Source organism: Soonwooa sp. T0.1_25 (genome assembly GCF_057652215.1).
Window position 1 is genome coordinate 47,958 of sequence record NZ_JBYFBZ010000006.1, and the last position, 20,440, is coordinate 68,397.

18 protein-coding genes are annotated in these 20,440 nt (G+C 36.1%); 13 read left to right on the plus strand and 5 right to left on the minus strand.

Annotated elements, in window-relative coordinates:
• Positions 1-2: 2 nt before the first annotated feature.
• From AC23MB_RS09585 to AC23MB_RS09630, 10 genes are all read left to right on the plus strand, one after another.
• Positions 3-1,604 carry a RagB/SusD family nutrient uptake outer membrane protein gene (locus AC23MB_RS09585; RefSeq protein WP_313030630.1) on the plus strand — a complete coding sequence of 534 codons (1,602 nt, stop codon included), beginning with the start codon at positions 3-5 and terminating at the stop codon, positions 1,602-1,604.
• Positions 1,605-1,623: 19 nt separating this feature from the next.
• On the plus strand, positions 1,624-2,739 hold the full coding sequence (locus tag AC23MB_RS09590; protein WP_487787121.1) for a SusE domain-containing protein: 1,116 nt from the start codon (positions 1,624-1,626) through the stop codon (positions 2,737-2,739).
• A gap of 89 nt (positions 2,740-2,828) precedes the next feature.
• Entirely contained in the window at positions 2,829-4,988 is a 2,160-nt protein-coding gene (locus tag AC23MB_RS09595; protein ID WP_487787122.1) for a glycoside hydrolase family 97 protein, read from the plus strand.
• Between the two features lie 163 nt (positions 4,989-5,151).
• Entirely contained in the window at positions 5,152-7,002 is a 1,851-nt protein-coding gene (locus AC23MB_RS09600) for a glycoside hydrolase family 13 protein (protein ID WP_487787123.1), read from the plus strand.
• A 38-nt stretch (positions 7,003-7,040) separates the two neighbouring features.
• On the plus strand, positions 7,041-7,565 hold the full coding sequence (locus AC23MB_RS09605; protein ID WP_487787124.1) for a nuclear transport factor 2 family protein: 525 nt from the start codon (positions 7,041-7,043) through the stop codon (positions 7,563-7,565).
• Between the two features lie 49 nt (positions 7,566-7,614).
• Entirely contained in the window at positions 7,615-8,994 is a 1,380-nt protein-coding gene (locus AC23MB_RS09610; RefSeq protein WP_312322368.1) for an MFS transporter, read from the plus strand.
• 121 nt (positions 8,995-9,115) lie between these two features.
• On the plus strand, positions 9,116-9,835 hold the full coding sequence (locus tag AC23MB_RS09615) for a pirin family protein (protein WP_313030644.1): 720 nt from the start codon (positions 9,116-9,118) through the stop codon (positions 9,833-9,835).
• A gap of 109 nt (positions 9,836-9,944) precedes the next feature.
• The gene (purD, locus tag AC23MB_RS09620) at positions 9,945-11,183 is read left to right on the plus strand and encodes a phosphoribosylamine--glycine ligase (RefSeq protein WP_312322371.1); all 1,239 of its coding nucleotides are present in this window, start codon (positions 9,945-9,947) and stop codon (positions 11,181-11,183) included.
• Between the two features lie 248 nt (positions 11,184-11,431).
• Positions 11,432-12,961, plus strand: a complete 1,530-nt coding sequence (guaA, locus tag AC23MB_RS09625) for a glutamine-hydrolyzing GMP synthase (protein ID WP_487787125.1) — start codon at positions 11,432-11,434, stop codon at positions 12,959-12,961.
• 159 nt (positions 12,962-13,120) lie between these two features.
• Positions 13,121-14,158, plus strand: coding sequence for a TerC family protein (locus tag AC23MB_RS09630; protein WP_487787126.1), 1,038 nt, complete (start codon positions 13,121-13,123; stop codon positions 14,156-14,158).
• Positions 14,159-14,211: 53 nt separating this feature from the next.
• On the opposite strand, the gene AC23MB_RS09635 is transcribed toward AC23MB_RS09630, so the two are convergent.
• Together AC23MB_RS09635 and gcvT are read right to left on the minus strand one after the other, a co-directional pair.
• A complete protein-coding gene (locus tag AC23MB_RS09635; protein ID WP_487787127.1) occupies positions 14,212-15,036 on the minus strand; it encodes a GLPGLI family protein in 825 nt (274 codons plus the stop codon).
• An 82-nt stretch (positions 15,037-15,118) separates the two neighbouring features.
• A complete protein-coding gene (gene gcvT, locus AC23MB_RS09640) occupies positions 15,119-16,198 on the minus strand; it encodes a glycine cleavage system aminomethyltransferase GcvT (protein WP_487787128.1) in 1,080 nt (359 codons plus the stop codon).
• Between the two features lie 125 nt (positions 16,199-16,323).
• Between gcvT and AC23MB_RS09645 the strand changes: the two genes are divergently transcribed.
• Complete coding sequence (locus tag AC23MB_RS09645; protein WP_487787129.1) at positions 16,324-16,674, plus strand: MmcQ/YjbR family DNA-binding protein; 351 nt, start codon at positions 16,324-16,326, stop codon at positions 16,672-16,674.
• Here AC23MB_RS09645 and AC23MB_RS09650 read toward each other — a convergent pair.
• Genes AC23MB_RS09650 through AC23MB_RS09660 form a run of 3 tightly spaced genes read right to left on the minus strand, consistent with a single transcriptional unit; the run spans position 16,671 to position 18,092 of the window.
• Positions 16,671-16,859 (minus strand): hypothetical protein, encoded by a 189-nt coding sequence (locus tag AC23MB_RS09650; RefSeq protein WP_487787130.1) that lies wholly within the window; start codon positions 16,857-16,859, stop codon positions 16,671-16,673. The genes AC23MB_RS09645 and AC23MB_RS09650 overlap by 4 nt on opposite strands.
• A gap of 24 nt (positions 16,860-16,883) precedes the next feature.
• Positions 16,884-17,120 carry a hypothetical protein gene (locus AC23MB_RS09655; protein ID WP_487787131.1) on the minus strand — a complete coding sequence of 79 codons (237 nt, stop codon included), beginning with the start codon at positions 17,118-17,120 and terminating at the stop codon, positions 16,884-16,886.
• Positions 17,121-17,171: 51 nt separating this feature from the next.
• A complete protein-coding gene (locus AC23MB_RS09660; RefSeq protein ID WP_374329359.1) occupies positions 17,172-18,092 on the minus strand; it encodes a bifunctional riboflavin kinase/FAD synthetase in 921 nt (306 codons plus the stop codon).
• A gap of 181 nt (positions 18,093-18,273) precedes the next feature.
• On the opposite strand from AC23MB_RS09660, the gene atpD reads away from it, so the two are divergent.
• Together atpD and AC23MB_RS09670 are read left to right on the plus strand one after the other, a co-directional pair.
• Complete coding sequence (gene atpD, locus AC23MB_RS09665; RefSeq protein ID WP_313214651.1) at positions 18,274-19,782, plus strand: F0F1 ATP synthase subunit beta; 1,509 nt, start codon at positions 18,274-18,276, stop codon at positions 19,780-19,782.
• Positions 19,783-19,865: 83 nt separating this feature from the next.
• Positions 19,866-20,147: a F0F1 ATP synthase subunit delta/epsilon gene (locus tag AC23MB_RS09670; protein WP_079665492.1), complete on the plus strand. Its 282-nt coding sequence runs from the start codon at positions 19,866-19,868 to the stop codon at positions 20,145-20,147.
• The last annotated feature ends 293 nt before the right edge of the window (positions 20,148-20,440 follow it).

The following is a 20,440-nucleotide window of genomic DNA, read 5'->3' on the forward strand; positions in this document are numbered from 1 at the left end:
AGATGAAAACTAAACAACTTAAATATAAAAAACTATTCTTCTCAGCTGCAGTTTTGGCTTTGCTTACAACAACATCTTGTATTAAAGATTTAGAAAGAGAGCCAATTACAGATGTGACTTCTGCAAGTGTTTTCAAAGATTTTGCAAATTATCCAACCGCTTTGGCAAAACTTTATGGTGGTCTTGCAATGGGAGGACAAGTAAGTGGAGATGGAGGAACCTATCCAGATTCTGACATTAGTGGTATTAATGGCGGTTTTTCTCAATATACACGCTTGATGTATACGCTCAATGTTATTACAACTGATGAAGCTGTTATTGGTTGGAATGACGGTAACCTCCATACGATGCACAAAATGACTTGGGATTCTTCCAATGAGTTTGTTGCGGCGATGTATTACAGATTGTACACCGAGATTGCTTTTTGTAATGAGTTTCTACGTAATGTTACGGATGAAAAACTTGCAGCAAATGGCATTACGGGCGACAATTTAACAGAGGCTAAATTCATGAGAGCTGAAGCTAAATTCTTAAGAGCGCAGTCTTATCTGCATGCTTTGGATATGTTTGGTAATGTGCCTTTTGTTAAAGAGGACTACTTACCAGGCTCCGCATCTGGACCTCAAAGAATTGAGCGTAAAGAGCTTTTCAAATATGTGGAGGCAGAATTGTTAGATTGCGCTAATAACCTTAAAAATCCAAGATCTAATCAATATGGTCGTGCAGATAAAGCGGCGGCTTGGGCTGTTTTGGCTAGATTGTATCTTAATGCAAAAGTATATTCTGGTACAGAAAGAAATAATGATGTTATCACCTATACCAACAAAGTTATTGAAGCAGGTTATGCTTTAAAATCTGATTATGCATCATTATTTTTAGCTGATAATAACGTTGGTAATTCTGAAGCTATTTTTACAGTTAATTTCGATGGTGTTAATACACAAACTAATGGTGGAACCACTTACATGGTGTGTGCAGCTGTTGGTGGAAAAATGCCAGCTGCTGATTTCGGAATCAACGGAGGTTGGGGTGGTATCCGTACTACTAAAGCTTTTGTTGGACTCTTCCCTTCAAATGGTTCTGACAAGAGAGGTCGTTTTTATACCAATGATCAAAATCTAGAAATTAACGATTTAGGTTCATTTAATGATGGTTATGCTTTTATTAAATATAAGAATGTTAAAAGTGATGGTACAGCTGGATCAAGCAAAAGCTGGGTAGAAGCCGATATCCCATTATACAGATTGGCAGATATCTACCTAATGTATGCTGAGGCTACACTTCGTGGCGGGAATGGCGATATGAGCAAGGCGGTTTCTTATGTTAATAAACTTCGTGAAAGAGCTTATGGTAATACGTCGGGCAATGTATCTAGTATTAACCTAGATTTTATCCTAGACGAAAGAGCTAGAGAGCTTAGTTGGGAGATGACAAGACGTTCGGATTTGATTCGTTTTGGTAAATTCACTACAGGAGCTTATCTATGGCCTTGGAAAGGGAATGTAAAAGATGGTAGAGCAGTTGAAGATTACAGAAATCTTTTCCCAATCCCAGTTAAGGATATTATTGCGAATCCTAACCTTGTACAAAACCCAGGTTATTAATCTTAATTGTTTTTAAATAATGAAAAATATATATAAAATATTATTCGTAGGATTTGTAGCAACATTGCTTTGGTCATGTGAGAAAAATGATGACTTTGCTACTGCTAACAATTTGACGACACCAACACTTAAATCTTCAAAAGATAATGTAGTGTTACTCCAAGCGCAAGATGCTGACGAAGCAGTGACATTTTCTTACACCAATGCAACTTACTCTGTTAATGTTGTTCCTACTTATGAATTAGAATTTGCTGTTGCAGGCACTAATTTCAAAAATTCTAAATCAGTTGGTGTTGATTCTAACAAAAAAGTATTTACTGTTAAGGATCTTAATACATTAGCTTCTGGCATTGTTCCTCAGGAAGTTGCAACCAAATGTGATGTAAGACTCAATTCTATTTTAGGGAATAATGTCGTTAGCTCACAACCTATTGCTGTGACGATTACTACTTACAAACCTAATCCTGATAATGTGTATCCTAAAATTTATGTTCCTGGTAATTATGCCGGAGCGAGTGGCTATACAGATTGGACGCCTACTAATGGTGGATCACCAAATCTTTTCTCTCCTAAGAAGGATGATGTATATTACGGTTTTGTATTTATGAATAATGCTGAACCAGAATTTAAGTTTACTTATGCTGAAAAAGGTTGGGATGATAATAAAGGCGATACTGCAAAACCAAATACTTTTGCAACCTTGAAAGCTAATGGAGAAAATATCCAACCAACTACAGGAGCAGGAACTTATTATATCAAAGTAGATTGGACTGGTAACACTTATTCAATTAAGAAAATGGATATGGGTATTATTGGTGACGCAACACCACAAGGTTGGGATTCTGATGTTAAACTAAGTTTCAACAAAACGACTCACAAATTTGAAATAACCATGGCTTTAGTAGCAGGGAAACCTTTTAAATTTAGAAATGATGGTTCTTGGGGTGTTAAAATTCAGCCAACAGGTAAAGACGATCAAGAGCTTGCTTCAGGAGCAGAATATGCGACTTATGTTAGTTCAGAAGGTACTGTGTCAGACGACGCTAGTTACAAAGTAGCTACAACTGGTACTTACAAAATAGAGTTAGATCTTCATAACTCAGCAAATTATACAATTAAAGTTACAAAACAATAGTTTGCAGCTTTAGATTAACCAAAAAAAGTGTTGCATTACCGCAGCACTTTTTTTATATTTATTAGTTTTTAGAAATTAAAAAGAAAATTATGCGGAAAATTAGCTTTGGGATATTATGTTTTTCAATGATGTTTACTGGACTTACAGCGCAATCGCTAAAGTCACCAGATGGACAATTCGAAATGAATTTCAGTCTCAAAAATGGAGTGCCTTTTTATAATCTTAAATATAAAGGAGAAACCGTTCTTGAAGATTCAAAATTAGGTTTAAGACTTTTCAAAGATTCAAATATCAAATTCAATACAGATCTCAGCAATGTCAATGACAAAGCGCAAGATCTTAACTACGGTTTCGAAAAAGTATCAGACAAAAGAGATTCTAAAAACGAAACTTGGCAACCAATTCTTGGCGAAAAGAAAAACTACATCAACAACTATAACGAGCTTGCAGTAAGCCTTAACCAAAAAGCAACAGACCGAAATATCGTTATTAAATTTCGATTATTTAACGATGGTTTAGGCTTTAGATATGAGTTTCCGCAACAGAAGAATCTCAACTATTTTGTGGTGAAAGAGGAAGATTCGGATTTCGATTTTCCAACAGATATGAAGGCTTGGTGGATTGCGGGCGATTACGATTCGCAAGAATACCAATATCAAACTTCCAATGTCTCAGAAATTCCTGCAAAATGGGCAACAAGTTACGATAGCAATGCATCACAAACGCCAGTTAAAGATGCTGTGCAATCACCTTTGATGTTAAAGAGAGAAGGAAAACAACCGCTTTATGTTAACCTTGGCGAAGCAGCACTTATCGATTATCCAGCCTCACACCTTGAGGTTGATGCTAAGAATTTTAAATTTAAAACACATCTTACGCCAGATGGACAAGGCGCAAAAGGCTATATCCAAACACCTTTTAACACACCTTGGAGAACTGTAATTGTCTCTAACAAAGCAGAAGAAGTTTTAGATTCAAAAATGATGTTTAACCTTAACGAGCCGACTTCTTACAAAGACACGTCATACATCAAGCCGACAAAATACATGGGCGTTTGGTGGGAAATGATTATTGGTAAATCACAATGGGCATATTCGACAGCCGATAACGTACATTTAGGAAAAACAGATTTTAAAACTTTAACGCCAAACGGAAAACACGCGGCTAACAATACAAAGGTTAAAGAATACATCGATTTCGCTTCTGCTAACGGTTTTGATGCTTTACTTATCGAAGGTTGGAACGAAGGTTGGGAAGATTGGTTTGGACATTCTAAAGAATTTGTTTTCGATTTTGTGAGCCCTTATCCAGATTTCGATATCAAAATGCTGAACAATTATGCGCACAGCAAAAACATAAAATTGATGATGCATCACGAGACTTCTGGTTCAGCGACCAATTACGAATTGTGGGCAGATAGAGCTTTCCAATTGATGAATAAATACGATTATCCGTCTGTAAAGACAGGCTATGTTGGTAATATTATTCCGCGTGGCGAGCACCATTACAGCCAATGGATGATCAACCATTATCGCCGAATTGCGGAGAAAGCTAACGATTACAAAATCATGGTTAACTCGCACGAATCTGTTCGTCCAACGGGTTTGTCAAGAACTTATCCTAACTGGATTGCCGCAGAAGCCGCTCGCGGAACCGAGTTCGACGCATTCGGAGGTAACAATCCAGACCATCATACCATCTTGCCATTTACAAGATTTATGGGCGGTCCGATGGATTATACGCCAGGGATTTTCCAAACAAAATTGGATTATTACTTCCCGAACGACACACGTTTTGTGAAAACAACTTTGGTGAAGCAGTTGGCATTGTATGTTGTGATGTATTCGCCTTTGCAGATGGCGGCAGACCTTCCTGAGAATTACGCAAAACACATGGACGCTTTTCAGTTTATCAAAGATGTGGCAGCAGATTGGGACGATTCCAAAATTTTGGGAGCAGAACCTGGCGATTTTATCGTGACAGCGCGTAAAGCAAAAGCCACAGACAATTGGTTTGTTGGTGGGATTACAGATGAAAACAAACGAAATTTTGATCTTGATTTTTCATTCTTAGATAAAGGCAAAAAGTACGAAGCTATTTTCTACGAAGATGATGCTGATGCCGATTACGTAAATAATCCACAAGCTTACAAAATCACGAAAAAAGTTATTACAAGCAAAGACAAAATCAAAATGAACATGGTGCGAAGTGGCGGTTTTGCCATTAGCATTAAGCCAGTTTCAAAATAATTAAGAAATCCGATTTGCAAAAGTCGGATTCTTATAATTTTTTTTTGGAGCTATTCCCGCTTTCCGCACTCGCTGTTGTAGCCTAGGCTTTTGCCAAGCTTTACAACGAGCTCAAACAATTGCTACAATCGGGGCTAGTGGCTACTACATAAACAATAACTAAATGAAAAAAATATTTACTGCACTTAGCATTTCCGTGGCGACCTTATATTTTGGTCAGATCCAGAAGGTCGAGCCCGCTTTTTGGTGGAAAGGCATGAAGAATCCTGAGCTTCAGATTTTAGTCTACGGAAAAGACATCGCCAAAAATGAAATTGAACTTTCGGACAATGTTCAAATCAAAAAAATTACAAAAACCGAAAATCCAAACTATGTTTTTGTAACGATTAACACCAACGAAATTAACGTTCCGAAATTTAATATCAATTTAAAAAACGGGAAAAAGCTCATCAATTCTTATACTTATGAGTTGAAAAATAGAGCAACTAATTCCGCGAATAGAGATTCTTTTTCCTCAAAAGATGTTTTTTATTTATTAATGCCAGACCGTTTCGCTAATGGCGATCCAAAAAAAGATAACACCAAAGACACCTTTGACAAGGCTAATCGACAAGATAAAGACGGTCGTCATGGTGGCGATATTGCTGGTGTTGTCAAAAACTTAGACTATCTTAATGAGCTTGGTGTAACTACAATTTGGAGTACACCACTTTTGGAAGATAACGAACCAAAAACCTCGTATCATGGTTATGCGCAAAGCGATTATTACAGAATAGATCCGCGTTATGGTTCCAACGAAGATTATAAAAAGTTAGGTGACGAACTTCACAAACGTGACATGAAGTTGGTGATGGATTATGTCACCAACCATTGGGGTTCTAAACATTGGCTAATAAAAGATTTGCCTGCAAAAGATTGGATTCATTATTGGAAGGAAGGCGAGAAGGAAAACGGTTTCAAAAGAAGTAACTACCGAATGACGTCTCAGTTTGATACCAATGCCTCAAAAATTGATGCTGAAAATTGTATGGATGGCTGGTTTGACACCACAATGCCAGACATGAATCAAAGTAATCCTTTGGTTTTAAATTATATGGTTCAAAATGCTATTTGGTGGATCGAATATGCAGGATTGGACGGCCTTCGCGTAGATACTTATTCTTACAACGACAAAAAAGGAATTGCAGAATGGACAAAACGAATCACCGACGAATATCCAAAATTTAATATCGTAGGTGAGGTCTGGATGCATGACCAAGCGCAAATGTCGTATTGGCAAAAAGACAGTAAGATCGCTGCAATTCAGAATTACAATTCTCATTTACCGTCGGTGATGGATTTTACTTTGCACGACGCTATTGGACAGGTTTTCAAAGAAGAATCGGGTTGGGATTCTGGGATGCAAAAAGTCTATGATAATTTTACAAACGATTTCCTTTATCCCAATATTGATAATATTTTAGTTTTTGCTGAAAACCACGATACACAAAGGTTTAATGAGCTTTATCCAGATTTTAAAGATTATCAATTAGCAATGAGTTTGTTGATGACAATCCGTGGAATTCCGCAAATCTATTACGGCTCCGAAATCGGTATGAAAGGTGATAAAAATAAAGGCGACGGCGATATCCGAAGAGATTTTCCAGGTGGTTGGGCTGGCGACGCTAACAATGCATTTACATCCGCTGGAAGAACTGCCGACCAAAGCAAGTATTTTGATTTTACAAAGAAATTACTGAACTGGAGAAAAACGCAAAACGTGATTCACACAGGGAAAACTTTACATTATGTTCCGGAAAATAATGTCTATGTCTATTTCCGTTATGATGATAAGAAGCGTGTTATGGTTATTTTAAACAATAACAAACTTGATCAAAAATTGGATTTAAAACGCTTTTCTGAAGGTCTTGATAAATTTACAAAAGGAAAAGATATTCTTTCTAACACCGAAATATCTTTGTCAGGAAACCTTTATATTAAAGGAAAATCGGCAATGATTTTAGAATTAAATTAGTTTTAAAGCAGATGAGGTTTAACCCAAATAACTCAATTATGAAGCACAAGATTTTTTATTTCGTTTTTCTATTAAGTTTATTCTCGTTTCAAAGCATCAATGCGCAGAAGAAAGGATTTTATGAAAATGTTCAGAAGAAAAACATCAATAAGTTGTTGGATGATTTCAACCTGTTTGCGGCACAAGCTGATTATGACAAATATTTTGCATGTTTCGCAGAAGAGTCAACTTTTATTGGGACAGATGCAACGGAAGTTTGGAACAAGAAAGAATTTATGGCTTGGGCAAAACCTTTTTTTGAATCAAAAAAAATTTGGAATTTCACATCTTTAAAGCGAAATATATACTTCAGTGAAGATGGTAATTATGCTTGGTTTGATGAGGTTTTGGACACACAGATGAAAATTTGTCGTGGATCAGGCGTTTTAGAAAAGATAAAAGGACAGTGGAAAGTCAAGCAATATGTATTGTCGATGACGATTCCGAATGATGTTACTAACGAGGTTATCAAAGTTAAAGCGCCGATAGAAGAGGTTTTAATTCAGGCTTTGAAAGCTAAATAAAATTACACGATAAAAGTACATCGTACATTTTAAAACAATATTTAAAAAAATGGCAAAAAAAATAAAACCAAATCTTTCAATGGCTCAGATTATCAACATGAGCATGGGTTTTTTGGGAATACAGATGGCATTCGGACTACAAAACGGAAATGCCAGTCGCATCTTACAAAACCTGGGTGCCGATGTTGATAAGTTATCATTTTTCTGGTTGGTAGCGCCTATTACAGGACTTATTGTTCAACCGATTATTGGACACATGGGCGATAATACTTGGAGCCCATTGGGACGTCGAAAGCCTTATTTTTTAATAGGCGCAATTTTGTGTGCTCTTGGTTTGGTTTTACTACCAAATTCGGCTTCTGCGACAACTTTTTTTGCGGCCAATGTTTTACTTCTTGCAGTTGTTTTCCTAGCAATAATGGACGTTTCTGTCAATATCGCAATGGAGCCTTTTCGGGCTTTGGTTGGTGATATGTTGCCAAAACATCAAGCGACTATTGGCTTCTCGGTACAGACTATTTTAATTGGGATTGGTGCAGTTATCGGATCAGATTTGCCGCGTTGGTTAACCAAGTTAGGCGTTTCGAATGTTGCTGAAAAAGGTCAAGTTGCAGATAATGTGATCTACGCATTTTATATTGGTGCGGCGGTGTTGTTAGTTTCCATTATTTATACCATCATTTCTACTAAAGAATATTCGCCGGAAGAATTCGCTTCTTTTGAAAACGATGACATTGTGCCAGAAAAATCCAAATTTTCTGATATGTTCCGTGATTTTGCGAAAATTCCAAACCAAATGAAAAAATTAGGAATTGTTCAATTCTTCTCATGGTTTGCGTTGTTTACGATGTGGGTTTATACTACGAGTGCTTTGGCAACACATCATTTCGGACTTTCACCTAATGATACGTCATCGCAAGCCTTTAATGATGCTGGAGATACAACGGGTTATTTGTTTGGATTGTACAACTTATTCGCCATTCCGTTTGCGTTTTTGTTAACACCTATTGCAAAAAGAATAGGGAAGAAGAACACACATGCAATTGCTTTGTTGGCAGGAGGATTTGGCTTGATCTCGTTTTATTTCATCCAAGATGTCAAGATGCTTTGGATATCGATGTTAGGTTTAGGATTCGCATGGGCCAGTATTTTAGCAATGCCTTACGCCATGTTGATAGAAAGTATTCCGCAACGAAAAATGGGCGTGTACATGGGGATTTTTAATTTCTTTATTGTATTACCACAGATTATCAACGGATTTTTTGGAGGACCAATTGTCAAGAAATTTTTTAATAATTATGCAGTCGATTATATTGTAGTTGGCGGTGCGTGTATGGTTTTAGGAGGTTTAATTACGTTTTTCCTAATTAAGGAAGAAAAAGAAACACCTAAAGAAATAGAACAAGAAATAGAGCAAGTTCATTTTTAAAAATTTTAAAACTAAAAATTAAAGAAAAGTCAGCGTAATGTTGACTTTTTTCTTTTTTATCACACGTCAATGTAGAGGCTGATTTTTTTGCAGAAATTTGTCCTAACAAAATAGAATTATTATGAAAACAATATTTTATAAAGCAGATAGCAGAGGTTACGCCGATCATGGTTGGTTAAAAAGTAGCCATACATTTAGTTTCGCAAATTATTATAATCCAGAACGTATGAACTTCGGTGTGCTTCGCGTTATCAACGATGACTTCGTAGAAGGCGGAATGGGATTTGGTCGTCATCCGCACCGTGATATGGAGATTATTTCAATCCCGTTAGAAGGAAAATTGAAACATGGTGACAACATGGGAAGTGTTGGCGTTGTGGAGAAAGGTGACATCCAAGTGATGTCAGCAGGGACAGGTGTTATGCACAGCGAAGAAAACGGTAGTGATACCGAAGCTGTTAAATTTTTACAAATTTGGGTAATTCCTAATAAGCAAGATGTTACGCCACGTTATGATGAACTTAATTTTGAAGAAAAGTTAGTTCCGAATCAATTATTGCAGATTTTGTCTCCTAATGCCGATGACGATGGCGTTTGGATTCACCAAGATGCCTGGTTCAATTGGGGAAAATTCACAGAAGATACAACGGTTGATTACAAATTCCATAAAGAAGGAAACGGACTTTATGTTTTCGTTTTGGAAGGTGGCGCAATAGTTGATGCGCAACAATTAGACAGACGCGATGCTATTGGTATTTGGGATACCAGCAACGTCGAGTTAAAATTCCAAAAAGGCACAGAAGTCTTATTAATGGAAGTCCCAATGGATTTACCACAATAATTTTAAGAAATATTTAAGCCTTGTAATTTAATTATTATGAGGCTTTTTTGCCGAAAAAGTATTATTTTTGGCAGAATAAATTTATAATAGTAAAATAACAAATAACACAATGAGAGTACTTATCGTTGGAAACGGAGGTCGTGAATCTGCAATTGCACAAAAACTTAGTGAAGATCAGCGTATTACAAAAATGTATTTTGCACATGGTAATGCTACGACAGAGCAATTAGGAGAAAACATTTACGAAAAAGATATTGATAAACTTAAGCATTTTGCTATCCAACATAAAGTAGACATGACAATTGTAGGGCCAGAGGCGCCTCTTGTTGATGGTCTTGTTGATGAGTTCAAAAATGCTGACTTATGTGTTTTTGGTCCATCCAAAAAGGCGGCTTCTTTAGAAGGTTCAAAAGCTTTTTCTAAAAAATTCATGCAGACTTATAACATCAAAACTGCGAGAGCAAAGACATTTGATGCTTATAACGAAGCGGTAGAATATATAAAAGACGAAAAATATCCTTTAGTTATCAAAGCAAGTGGACTTGCTGGTGGCAAAGGTGTTGTAATTTGTGAGAACGAACAAGAGGCAGAAGCAACCTTGCACGATTTCATGATCAAAAGAATCTTTGGTGATGCGGGTATCCAAGTGGTAATCGAAGAACATCTTAAAGGTTTCGAAGCGTCAATTATCGCATTTTCGAATGGCGAAAAATTGTTCCCTTGCATCTCTGCGAAAGATTACAAAAAAGTAGGTAACGGCGACAAAGGTGCTAACACAGGCGGTATGGGATCTGTGGCGCCAAGTCCAGAATATACTGCGGAGCACCAAGCTGACTTCGAAAAAAATATCCTTGCACCAACTGTGGAAGGTCTTAAGAAGGAAGGTCTTAGCTTCAAAGGATTTATTTTCTTCGGATTGATGGTGACCAAAAACGGAACTTATCTTTTAGAATACAACATGAGATTGGGCGATCCAGAAACTCAGGTTTTGTTACCTCTTTTGGAGAACAACTTGTTGGACGTTATCCAAGATTGTTTCGATGGTAAGAACATCGAGTTAAAGTTCAAAAACCAAAAAGCAGTTTGTCTAGTAATGTGTTCTGGCGGTTATCCGAAGAACTTCGAGACAGGTTTCGAAATCCGTGGTACCGAGAAAGTTAAACACAGCCAAGTGCTTTTCGCTGGTGCGAGAATGCAAGGCGACAAGATCCTTTCGGATGGCGGACGTGTGCTTAACATCGTGGCGACGGGCGACACTTATGACGAGGCTCGAAAAAAAGTCTACGAAGATGCCGTACCAGTTGACTTCGACTACGGCTTTTACAGAGACGATATTGGCAAATTCTAAATACAGAATAAGAGATGTTGGGCAACCAATGTCTCTTTTTATTTGGAGCTAATCCCGCTTTTCGTTGCAATCTTTTTGGATGCCAAAGCTTTAGGCAATTTCATCCAAAAAGGATTTCCACTGCAATCGGGGCTAGTTTACAAAATACCGCTAAACTAAATTTTTAGTTTGATAAATATTATCAAGTTAAATCGAGAAAGTTTAGAAAAACCTAAAAATAAAATTATTTCAAAACAATTATAAAACCTATGCAAAACGGAATTATCATATTAGACTTCGGTTCGCAATACAATCAACTTATTGGGCGTCGTATTCGCGAGATGGAAGTTTATTCAGAAATCATCCCATTCAACACACCTTTAGAAGACATCTTAGCAAAACAACCAAAAGGAATTATCCTTTCTGGAGGACCAAGTTCTGTAAATGCAGAAGACGCAAATCTTGTGGAGAAAGCTTTGTTCGAGCAAGATATTCCAGTTTTTGGGATCTGTTATGGTATGCAGTTAACGGCACATCTTTTAGGTGGAAAAGTTGACAAAGGTCAAAAAGGCGAGTACGGAAAAGCGACTTTAGAAATTGTAAAAGAGAATGCTTTGCTTAATGGCATTTCTCAAAATTCTGTTGTTTGGATGAGTCACTTCGACGAAGTTTCTGCTTTACCAGAAGGTTTTGAACTTAATGCTAAATCTGGCGTTATCGCAGGAATCTCAAATCCTGAAAAAAATATTTACGGCGTACAATTCCATCCAGAAGTTTCACACAGCGAAGAAGGAGGGAAGATGTTGGAGAATTTTGTTTTCAACATCTGTAAAGCTGAAAAAAACTGGAAATTAACCAGTTATATCGATACAACTGTTGCTGCAATTAAAGAAAAGGTAGGCGACCAAAAAGTAATTCTTGGTTTATCTGGTGGTGTAGATTCTTCGGTTGCTGCGGTTTTAATCCAAAAAGCAATTGGTGATCAGTTGACTTGTATTTTTGTAGATACAGGACTTTTGAGAAAAGACGAAGCCAAAAAAGTAATGCAAAACTACGGCGAGCATTTTAATATGAACATCAAGTTGGTGGATGCTGCCGATCGTTTCCTTTCAAAATTGGCTGGTGTTGATGATCCAGAGCAAAAACGAAAAATCATCGGTAACGAGTTTATCGCCGTTTTCGATGAAGAGTCTCACAAAATAGAAGGTGCAAAATTCTTAGCACAAGGTACAATCTATCCAGATGTTATCGAATCTCAGTCTGTAAAAGGACCTTCAGCGGTTATCAAATCGCATCACAATGTTGGTGGACTTCCAGAAGATATGGACTTCGAATTGTTGGAGCCACTTCGTGAACTTTTCAAAGATGAAGTTAGAAAAGTAGGCGAGGAGCTTGGTATTCCGCATCATTTGGTGTATCGTCATCCGTTCCCAGGTCCAGGTTTAGGAATCCGAGTTTTGGGCGCTGTGGATGCCGATAAAGTTAGAATATTACAAGAAGCAGACGATATTTTTATTGAAGAACTTTACAAAAATGATCTTTACGAAAAAGTTTCTCAGGCATTTGTTGTGTTGCTTCCAGTAAAATCTGTTGGTGTGATGGGCGATGAGAGAACTTACGAATATACAGCAGTTGTAAGATCGGCGAACACCATCGACTTTATGACCGCAACGTGGAGTCGACTTCCTTACGAATTTTTGGATACAGTGTCTAGCCGAATTATCAACGAAGTGCGCGGGATCAACCGTGTGGCTTACGATATTTCGAGTAAACCACCTGCAACCATCGAGTGGGAATAAAAAACATGATAAAACTCTTAGATTTTTTCTAAGAGTTTTTTTGTTATTGTATAATTTTTGCAAGACCTCAAAGATTTTCAAAAAACTAAACCTAGGCATCTTATTTATGTCTAATTTTGTAATCTTAAAATATAGCTAAAAATAAATTTCTTTAAAACAATGCATCATCCACACCAAAGCATAATGGAATTGCATCCCGGATTAATCTGGGGATTTGCAGTGGTCGTACTTATTATGCTATTGCTCGATTTGGGCATCTTTAACAAAAAAGCGCATGTTGTATCTTCCAAAGAAGCAACGACGTGGTCCATCGTTTGGATTTCCCTAGCGATGATATTTTCGGGCGTTGTCTATTGGGTTTTTAACCAAGATGCAGGCGGTCACAAACTTGCCATCGAAAAATTTACAGAATTTCAAGCGGCGTATTGGATAGAGAAAGCCTTGTCTGTCGACAATTTGTTCGTATTTATCATGGTTTTCAACTTCTTTAGAGTTCCGAAACATCTTCATCATAAAGTTTTATTCTGGGGAATTATTGGTGCTTTAGTCTTCCGCGCGATATTTATTTTTGCTGGCGTTGAGATTATTAATATGACGTATTTGCCAGAGTTTGAACTGTTTGGTCACATGGTGAAAATAAATGCGGTTATGACTATTTTCGGATTTTTCTTGGTGTATTCAGGGATTAAATCTTGGGGCGGACATAATCACGACGACGATTCGGCGGAAGATTTTGCAGATAACGCTGGTGCACGATTGGTTAAAAAATTCTATAAAGTTTCTAAAACTTATGATGGTGACAAATTTTTCACCATCGAAAATGGTATTAAAATGGCGACGCCTTTACTAGTTGTTGTTGCGGTTATCGAGTTCACAGATGTTATTTTTGCAGTGGATTCTATCCCTGCGATTTTTGCAATTTCGGATGATCCATTTATCCTTTATACCTCTAATATTTTTGCAATTTTGGGACTGCGTTCGTTGTATTTTTTACTAGCGAATTTTATCTATATGTTCAGCAAATTGTCTTATGGTTTAGCAATTATTTTAGCCTTTATCGGTGTTAAAATGATTATTGCACCTTGGCTTCATATTCCATCGCCTGTTTCTTTAGGAATTGTTGGCGGAATATTGGTGATTGCTGTTGGCTTATCATTATTATTTCCAGAAAAACCAAAAGTAGAAGAACATCATTAATTTGGTTTAAACATAAAAAAATCCGACTTAGATAACTGAGTCGGATTTTTGTTTTATGGATATTTAATTGCAGTAGCTAAATTTACAGGATTATTTTGACGCTTTATCCGTTCCTGAACTTCTTTTGCGTATTGATCAAGCTGAGCGATTGTATTAATAACTCGACCTTCACTAGGGCTTATGCTCCAAGTCCCTGCACTCATACTTCTATAATCTGCATATGGATTTTTGTAGTCATTCAATTTTAATTCTTCATATTTTTTTCGAGTAATTGCAATTGGTTTTGTGCCGAAATGGGTTTCGATAATATTGGAAGTGTCGTAAGGTTTATCCAATTTTTTAACTTCAATAAGTTCGTAAGTGAAATTATCTTTCTGGTCTTTAACTTCATAGATTAAACCAGGAAGTCCACGGAATTTGTAAGGTCCTTCCATAATCGGGATGTCTGGGATAAACCAAGCCTCCCATTGACGTCCAATAAAGTTGCTTGTCGCTTTTTGAAGTTTATAAGTATTTTCGGTTTTAGTATCTTTTTCAATAGTCCAAGTTATAGGATTTGAAGATGGATAGCTGTAATAGTTTTGAAAAATAACATCGTAGTTCGTGTAATCATCGGCGTTCCTTTTATGCTGTACAATTTGTTCCATTGGCAAATCGTAAAACATACGTGTATTGGCATCTAAAATTTTGTTGCCATCTATAAGACTTTTTAAAATGAATTTGGTTTGATTTTTTTCAACCTGTAAAACATAATTTTTGTTAATATAATTGGTTGACAAAGAGTCTTCTCGATACCTTAAATTATAAGTGATCTGATAATCTTGCGAAAAGAAAAGTTGTGCAAATAAAATAGAGCCCACGAGAATAATTTTCTTCATAGTTTTTATTTTAATTAAATATATAAAAAAACCGATTAACAAATTAATGTGAATCGGTTTTAATATTTTTAAAAACTATTTCTTATACGAAAGGTGTTTTCACAACTTTTGCAGGAATGTTTTTATTTCTCACTTGGATGAAAATCTCTGTACCAACTTTGTTGTGCGATTTGTCAACATAAGCCAGTCCAATTCCGATTTTTTTCATTGGTGATTGCGTACCCGAAGTGACTTTTCCGATAACATTACCTTCTGCGTCAACTACTGGATAATCGTGTCTTGGGACACCTTTGTCAGTTAATTCGAAACCAACTAATTTTCTGCTAACACCTTCTTCTTTTTGTTTTGCAAAGATTTCTTTTGACACAAAATCTTTGTCAAATTTAGTAATCCAACCAAGACCAGCCTCTAGCGGAGAAGTTGTGTCGTCGATGTCGTTACCGTAAAGACAGAAACCTTTTTCTAGTCTCAAAGTATCTCTAGCAGCCAATCCACAAGGAATAATTCCGAATGCTTCACCAGCTTCGATAACCGCATTCCAAAGAGTTTCGGCATTTTCATTTTTAAAATAAATTTCGAAACCTCCAGATCCTGTGTAACCCGTGTTAGAAATAATCACATCGTTAATACCCGCAACCGTACCAACTGTAAAGTGATAATAAGGAATCTCCGAAAGATTAACCTCGGTCAATTTTTGTAAAGTTTCAATAGCTTTTGGACCTTGGATCGCAAGCAACGACATATCGTCAGAAGCGTTATTCATCGTCGCACCAATTTCTGCATTGTATTTAGAAATATGATTCCAGTCTTTATCGATGTTAGAAGCATTAACCACAACGAAGTACTTTTCGTGATTCATTTTGTAGATAATAAGGTCGTCAACAATACCGCCAGTTTCGTTAGGAAGACAAGTATATTGTGCTTTTCCGTCTTCTAAAGTGTCAAGATTGTTGGTTGTAACCTTTTGTAAAAGTGCTTTAGCCTGAGGACCTTCCACAAAAAATTGTCCCATGTGTGACACATCAAAAAGTCCCACTTTCTCGCGCACCGCGAAATGTTCTTCTGTAACGCCAGAATATTGTACAGGCATATCAAATCCTGCGAACGGAACCATCTTTGCACCCAAAGCTACATGCTTGTCGTATAATGCTGTTTTTTTCATTTTTAAGTTCTAAAATTCATGATACGCAAAGCTAATGATTTGTATGCTGAAAATAAAGTTTTTTAGACAGCATTTACTATTTCAATTATTTATCTTTGATATTATTGTATTTAAATAAGAAAATTATGAATTCCGAAGAAATAAGAGATTATTGTTTATTAAAGAAAGGCGTTGAAGAAAGTTTCCCTTTTGACAAAGAGACTTTGGTTTTTAAGGTTGGAAACAAAATGTTTGCGCTTATGTCTTTGGAACGTCAACCTATAAGTCTCAACCTAAAGGCTGATCCCGATTGGAGTCTTGAACTTCGGGAAGAGTATTGGCAAATTGTCCCAGGATATCACATGAACAAAGTCCATTGGAATACGGTAAATATTGACGGTCTAAAGTCAGATTTAATCAAAAAATTAATTGACCATTCTTATGATCTTATTTTTGCGTCTTTAACTAAAAAAGTACGCGAAGAAATTTTACTTTAAAAGCCTTTGAAAGGATCGTAAAAAGTATCTTGTCCCAAAAGAATATTAAGTCCCAGTGCAAAACCTTGGAAGTCTTTACTTTTATAAAAACCAAAACTATATCCCAAATCCAAGTGTAGAATATTCAGGATATTGATACCAAGACTCGGTCTTAAGTTTTTTGAACTAACAGAAACTTGATACATAAATGCTGAACCTCTACCAAAAACTTAGTTGAAATGAATTTCGGGAACAACTCCAAATTTGTGATTAACAGAAGTTAAATAAGTCCCTGCACCAACATTAATTGCGGGTTTTTGCGAATCTGAAATTCGATAGTCGACGCCTGCAAATCCTGCATTTTTACCAATATAATTGTAGCCAACGTTAAGTGCGAAACCTTGAGCTTTGCAAAAACTTCCAGCAAAAATTATAATTAAAAGAAAAAAGATTTTATTGATTTTCATGTTTTTTATTACAAATAAAAACATTTGAAATTAAATCGCTTAATTAAAAATTTAAAAATCAAATTCTTGTGTTAATTTTTTATCTAAATCTAACTTTTCTATTAATTTTTCTAAACCTTCGAATTTAATTTCGTCGTGCAAAAAGTCACGGAATTTAATTGTAATTATTTTGTCGTAAATATCTTCATCAAAATCGAGAATGTAAACTTCGGTACTCAGTTTATCACCATTAACAGTCGGGTTTGTACCGATACTTAACATACCTTTAAAGAATTGTCCGTCAACATAGACTTCAACAATGTAAGCGCCTTTTTTAGGAAGAAGTTTACCTTCCGCAACTTCAATATTTGCGGTAGGATAACCAATGGTTCTACCAATTTTTTTACCGTGAATCACTTTTCCAGATAACATATAAGGATAGCCAAGCATTTCGTTAGCTTCTTTGATGTTAGCTTCTGCTAGAGCGGTTCTTATTTTGGTCGAACTAATATGTTGGTGATGAAAATCGACAGGTCCAAGTTGCTCAACTTCAAAATCTAGTTCGGTGGAAAGTCGTTTTAATAAATCAAAATTTCCGCTTTTATTTTTGCCAAACGTATGATCGTAACCAATGATTAAGTGCTTGACGTTTAGTTTTTTAATTAAAATTTCTCGACAAAAATCTTCACCTGTCAGATTTCGAAAATCTTCATCAAAAGTTTTTAAAAACAAATTTTGAATGCCTGCTTGATTTAGAAGTTCAATTTTTTCATCCAAAGTATTTAATAATAAAACTTCATCTTGCGGATTGATCACTTTGCGCGGATGCGGCCAAAAAGTAAGAATGCCTGATTCTAGATTCTTTTCAGAAGCAATTTTATTAAGTTTTTCGATGATAGAAAAATGCCCACGATGCACACCATCGAACATGCCTAATGATAGCGCTAGAGGTGTATTACTATTATAATGATCTAAATCTTGGTTGATTTTCAAAACTAAAAAATTTTGGATAAGACTTTTAATTAAAACTTCGACGAAGTTAATTTTTTGGACTTTCAAAAATAGAATTTTAAGAAGTCAATCTTATTTTATGCAAATATGATAAAAATCTTTATTTGTGACAATGCAGATATACAAAGTTTTATTATCTTTGTGCGCAAGAAAAAATTTAGTAATGGCAAACCAAATTAAAGGAAAGATTTCACAAATTATTGGACCAGTTATCGACGTGGTTTTTAATGATGCTGAAGAATTACCAAGAATATATGACGCTCTAGAAGTTGTTAAAACTGATGGACCTAATCTAGTACTCGAAGTTGAGCAACATATCGGAGAAGATACTGTAAGATGTATTGCGATGGATGCAACAGATGGTCTACAAAGAGGACAGGATGTAGTAGGTACAGGAAAACAAATCACTATGCCAATTGGTGATGCAGTTAACGGTAGAGTATTCAACGTGGTAGGAGATGCTATCGATGGTCTTTCTAATCTTTCTAAAGATGGTGGATTGCCAATTCACAGAGAAGCTCCGAAGTTTGATCAATTATCAACTTCATCAGAAGTTTTATTTACAGGTATTAAAGTAATTGACCTTATCGAGCCTTATGCAAAAGGTGGTAAAATTGGGTTATTCGGTGGTGCTGGTGTAGGTAAAACTGTATTGATTCAGGAATTAATTAACAATATCGCTAAAGGACACGGTGGTCTTTCTGTATTCGCAGGAGTAGGAGAAAGAACTAGAGAAGGTAATGACCTTGTACGTGAAATGCTTGAGTCTGGTATTATTAAATATGGTGACGAGTTTATGCACTCTATGGAAAATGGAGGATGGGATTTGTCAAAAGTAGATACAGAATTAATGAAAGATTCTAAAGCTGCTTTCGTATTTGGACAGATGAACGAGCCGCCAGGAGCAAGAGCTAGAGTAGCACTTTCTGGTCTTACATTAGCTGAATATTATAGAGATGGTGGAGAAACAGGACAAGGTAGAGATGTATTGTTCTTCGTAGACAATATCTTCCGTTTTACACAGGCTGGTTCTGAGGTGTCTGCACTTCTTGGTCGTATGCCATCTGCGGTAGGTTACCAACCAACTTTGGCATCAGAAATGGGTGCGATGCAAGAGAGAATTACGTCAACTAAAAACGGATCAATTACATCTGTACAAGCGGTATACGTGCCTGCGGATGACTTAACTGACCCTGCTCCGGCAACAACTTTCGCTCACTTAGATGCAACTACTGTACTTGATAGAAAGATTGCTTCATTAGGTATTTATCCAGCGGTAGATCCATTGGCTTCGACGTCTAGAATCTTAGCTCCGGAAATCATCGGGGAAGAGCACTATAACTGTGCACAAAGAGTAAAAGAAATTTTACAAAGATATAAAGCATTACAAGATATCATCGCGATTCTTGGTATGGAAGAACTTTCTGAAGAAGATAAATTATCAGTATACCGTGCTAGAAAAGTACAAAGATTCTTATCTCAGCCTTTCCACGTTGCAGAGCAGTTTACAGGTATCCCAGGTGTATTAGTAGATATCAAAAATACAATTAAAGGATTTAACATGATTATCGACGGGGAGCTAGATCACCTACCAGAAGCAGCATTCAACCTTAAAGGTTCTATCGAAGAAGCAATCGAGGCTGGTGAGAAAATGTTAGCGGAGAATAAATAATTAGACACAAGATCTCAGATACAAGACACAAGACTTAGTTTGTCTGTAATCTGAAATCTGAAATCTTTAAATCTAAATTAAAAATGACAATTAAAATTATAACTCCAGAATATGTAGTATTTGAAGGTCAAGTTGACTCAATTTTATTACCAGGTAAACAAGGTGAGTTTCAGATTTTCAAAAACCACGCGGCTATTGTTTCGGCTTTAGTTAATGGTCAAGTAAAAATCTACACTGACAGCGTTCCAGAAAAATATTCTAAATATTTCACTAAGGAGAACGAAGCAAAATCTGCATACTCGTTCGCAATTAGAAGTGGTGTTCTAGAATTCAATAACGATAAAGGAATTATCTTAGCAGAATAAGATTAATTTTTTACAGATATTAAAAAAGCTTTCCAATAAATTGGGAAGCTTTTTTTGGATTATTATTTTTAATGGAAGTGTTTTGGCAGATTGATGGTTTTACTTTATACTAAGCCTAACTTCGAGTAACTGAGCATGATGAAGTGTATTGATAAGTGAAGAATTAAAAGTTCTTGATATGATTTTTCCAAAAGCTAAGCAGACTGATGTTTTTTTTATACTAATTTTAAATAATTTAATCATAACCCATCTATTCGATTTTGATGAATTCAGAATTTATTAGACGTTTTTAT

Excerpts from the sequence above, each read along its gene's own strand:
- atpD (WP_313214651.1), top strand. The coding sequence starts at position 18,274 with ATGGCAAACCAAATTAAAGGAAAGATTTCACAAATTATTGGACCAGTT.
- AC23MB_RS09670 (WP_079665492.1), top strand. The coding sequence starts at position 19,866 with ATGACAATTAAAATTATAACTCCAGAATATGTAGTATTTGAAGGTCAA.
- AC23MB_RS09630 (WP_487787126.1), top strand. The coding sequence starts at position 13,121 with ATGCATCATCCACACCAAAGCATAATGGAATTGCATCCCGGATTAATC.
- AC23MB_RS09585 (WP_313030630.1), top strand. The coding sequence starts at position 3 with ATGAAAACTAAACAACTTAAATATAAAAAACTATTCTTCTCAGCTGCA.
- gcvT (WP_487787128.1), bottom strand. The coding sequence starts at position 16,198 with ATGAAAAAAACAGCATTATACGACAAGCATGTAGCTTTGGGTGCAAAG.
- AC23MB_RS09600 (WP_487787123.1), top strand. The coding sequence starts at position 5,152 with ATGAAAAAAATATTTACTGCACTTAGCATTTCCGTGGCGACCTTATAT.
- guaA (WP_487787125.1), top strand. The coding sequence starts at position 11,432 with ATGCAAAACGGAATTATCATATTAGACTTCGGTTCGCAATACAATCAA.
- AC23MB_RS09655 (WP_487787131.1), bottom strand. The coding sequence starts at position 17,120 with ATGAAAATCAATAAAATCTTTTTTCTTTTAATTATAATTTTTGCTGGA.
- AC23MB_RS09645 (WP_487787129.1), top strand. The coding sequence starts at position 16,324 with ATGAATTCCGAAGAAATAAGAGATTATTGTTTATTAAAGAAAGGCGTT.
- AC23MB_RS09650 (WP_487787130.1), bottom strand. The coding sequence starts at position 16,859 with ATGTATCAAGTTTCTGTTAGTTCAAAAAACTTAAGACCGAGTCTTGGT.
- AC23MB_RS09605 (WP_487787124.1), top strand. The coding sequence starts at position 7,041 with ATGAAGCACAAGATTTTTTATTTCGTTTTTCTATTAAGTTTATTCTCG.
- AC23MB_RS09635 (WP_487787127.1), bottom strand. The coding sequence starts at position 15,036 with ATGAAGAAAATTATTCTCGTGGGCTCTATTTTATTTGCACAACTTTTC.
- AC23MB_RS09610 (WP_312322368.1), top strand. The coding sequence starts at position 7,615 with ATGGCAAAAAAAATAAAACCAAATCTTTCAATGGCTCAGATTATCAAC.
- AC23MB_RS09615 (WP_313030644.1), top strand. The coding sequence starts at position 9,116 with ATGAAAACAATATTTTATAAAGCAGATAGCAGAGGTTACGCCGATCAT.
- AC23MB_RS09595 (WP_487787122.1), top strand. The coding sequence starts at position 2,829 with ATGCGGAAAATTAGCTTTGGGATATTATGTTTTTCAATGATGTTTACT.
- AC23MB_RS09590 (WP_487787121.1), top strand. The coding sequence starts at position 1,624 with ATGAAAAATATATATAAAATATTATTCGTAGGATTTGTAGCAACATTG.
- purD (WP_312322371.1), top strand. The coding sequence starts at position 9,945 with ATGAGAGTACTTATCGTTGGAAACGGAGGTCGTGAATCTGCAATTGCA.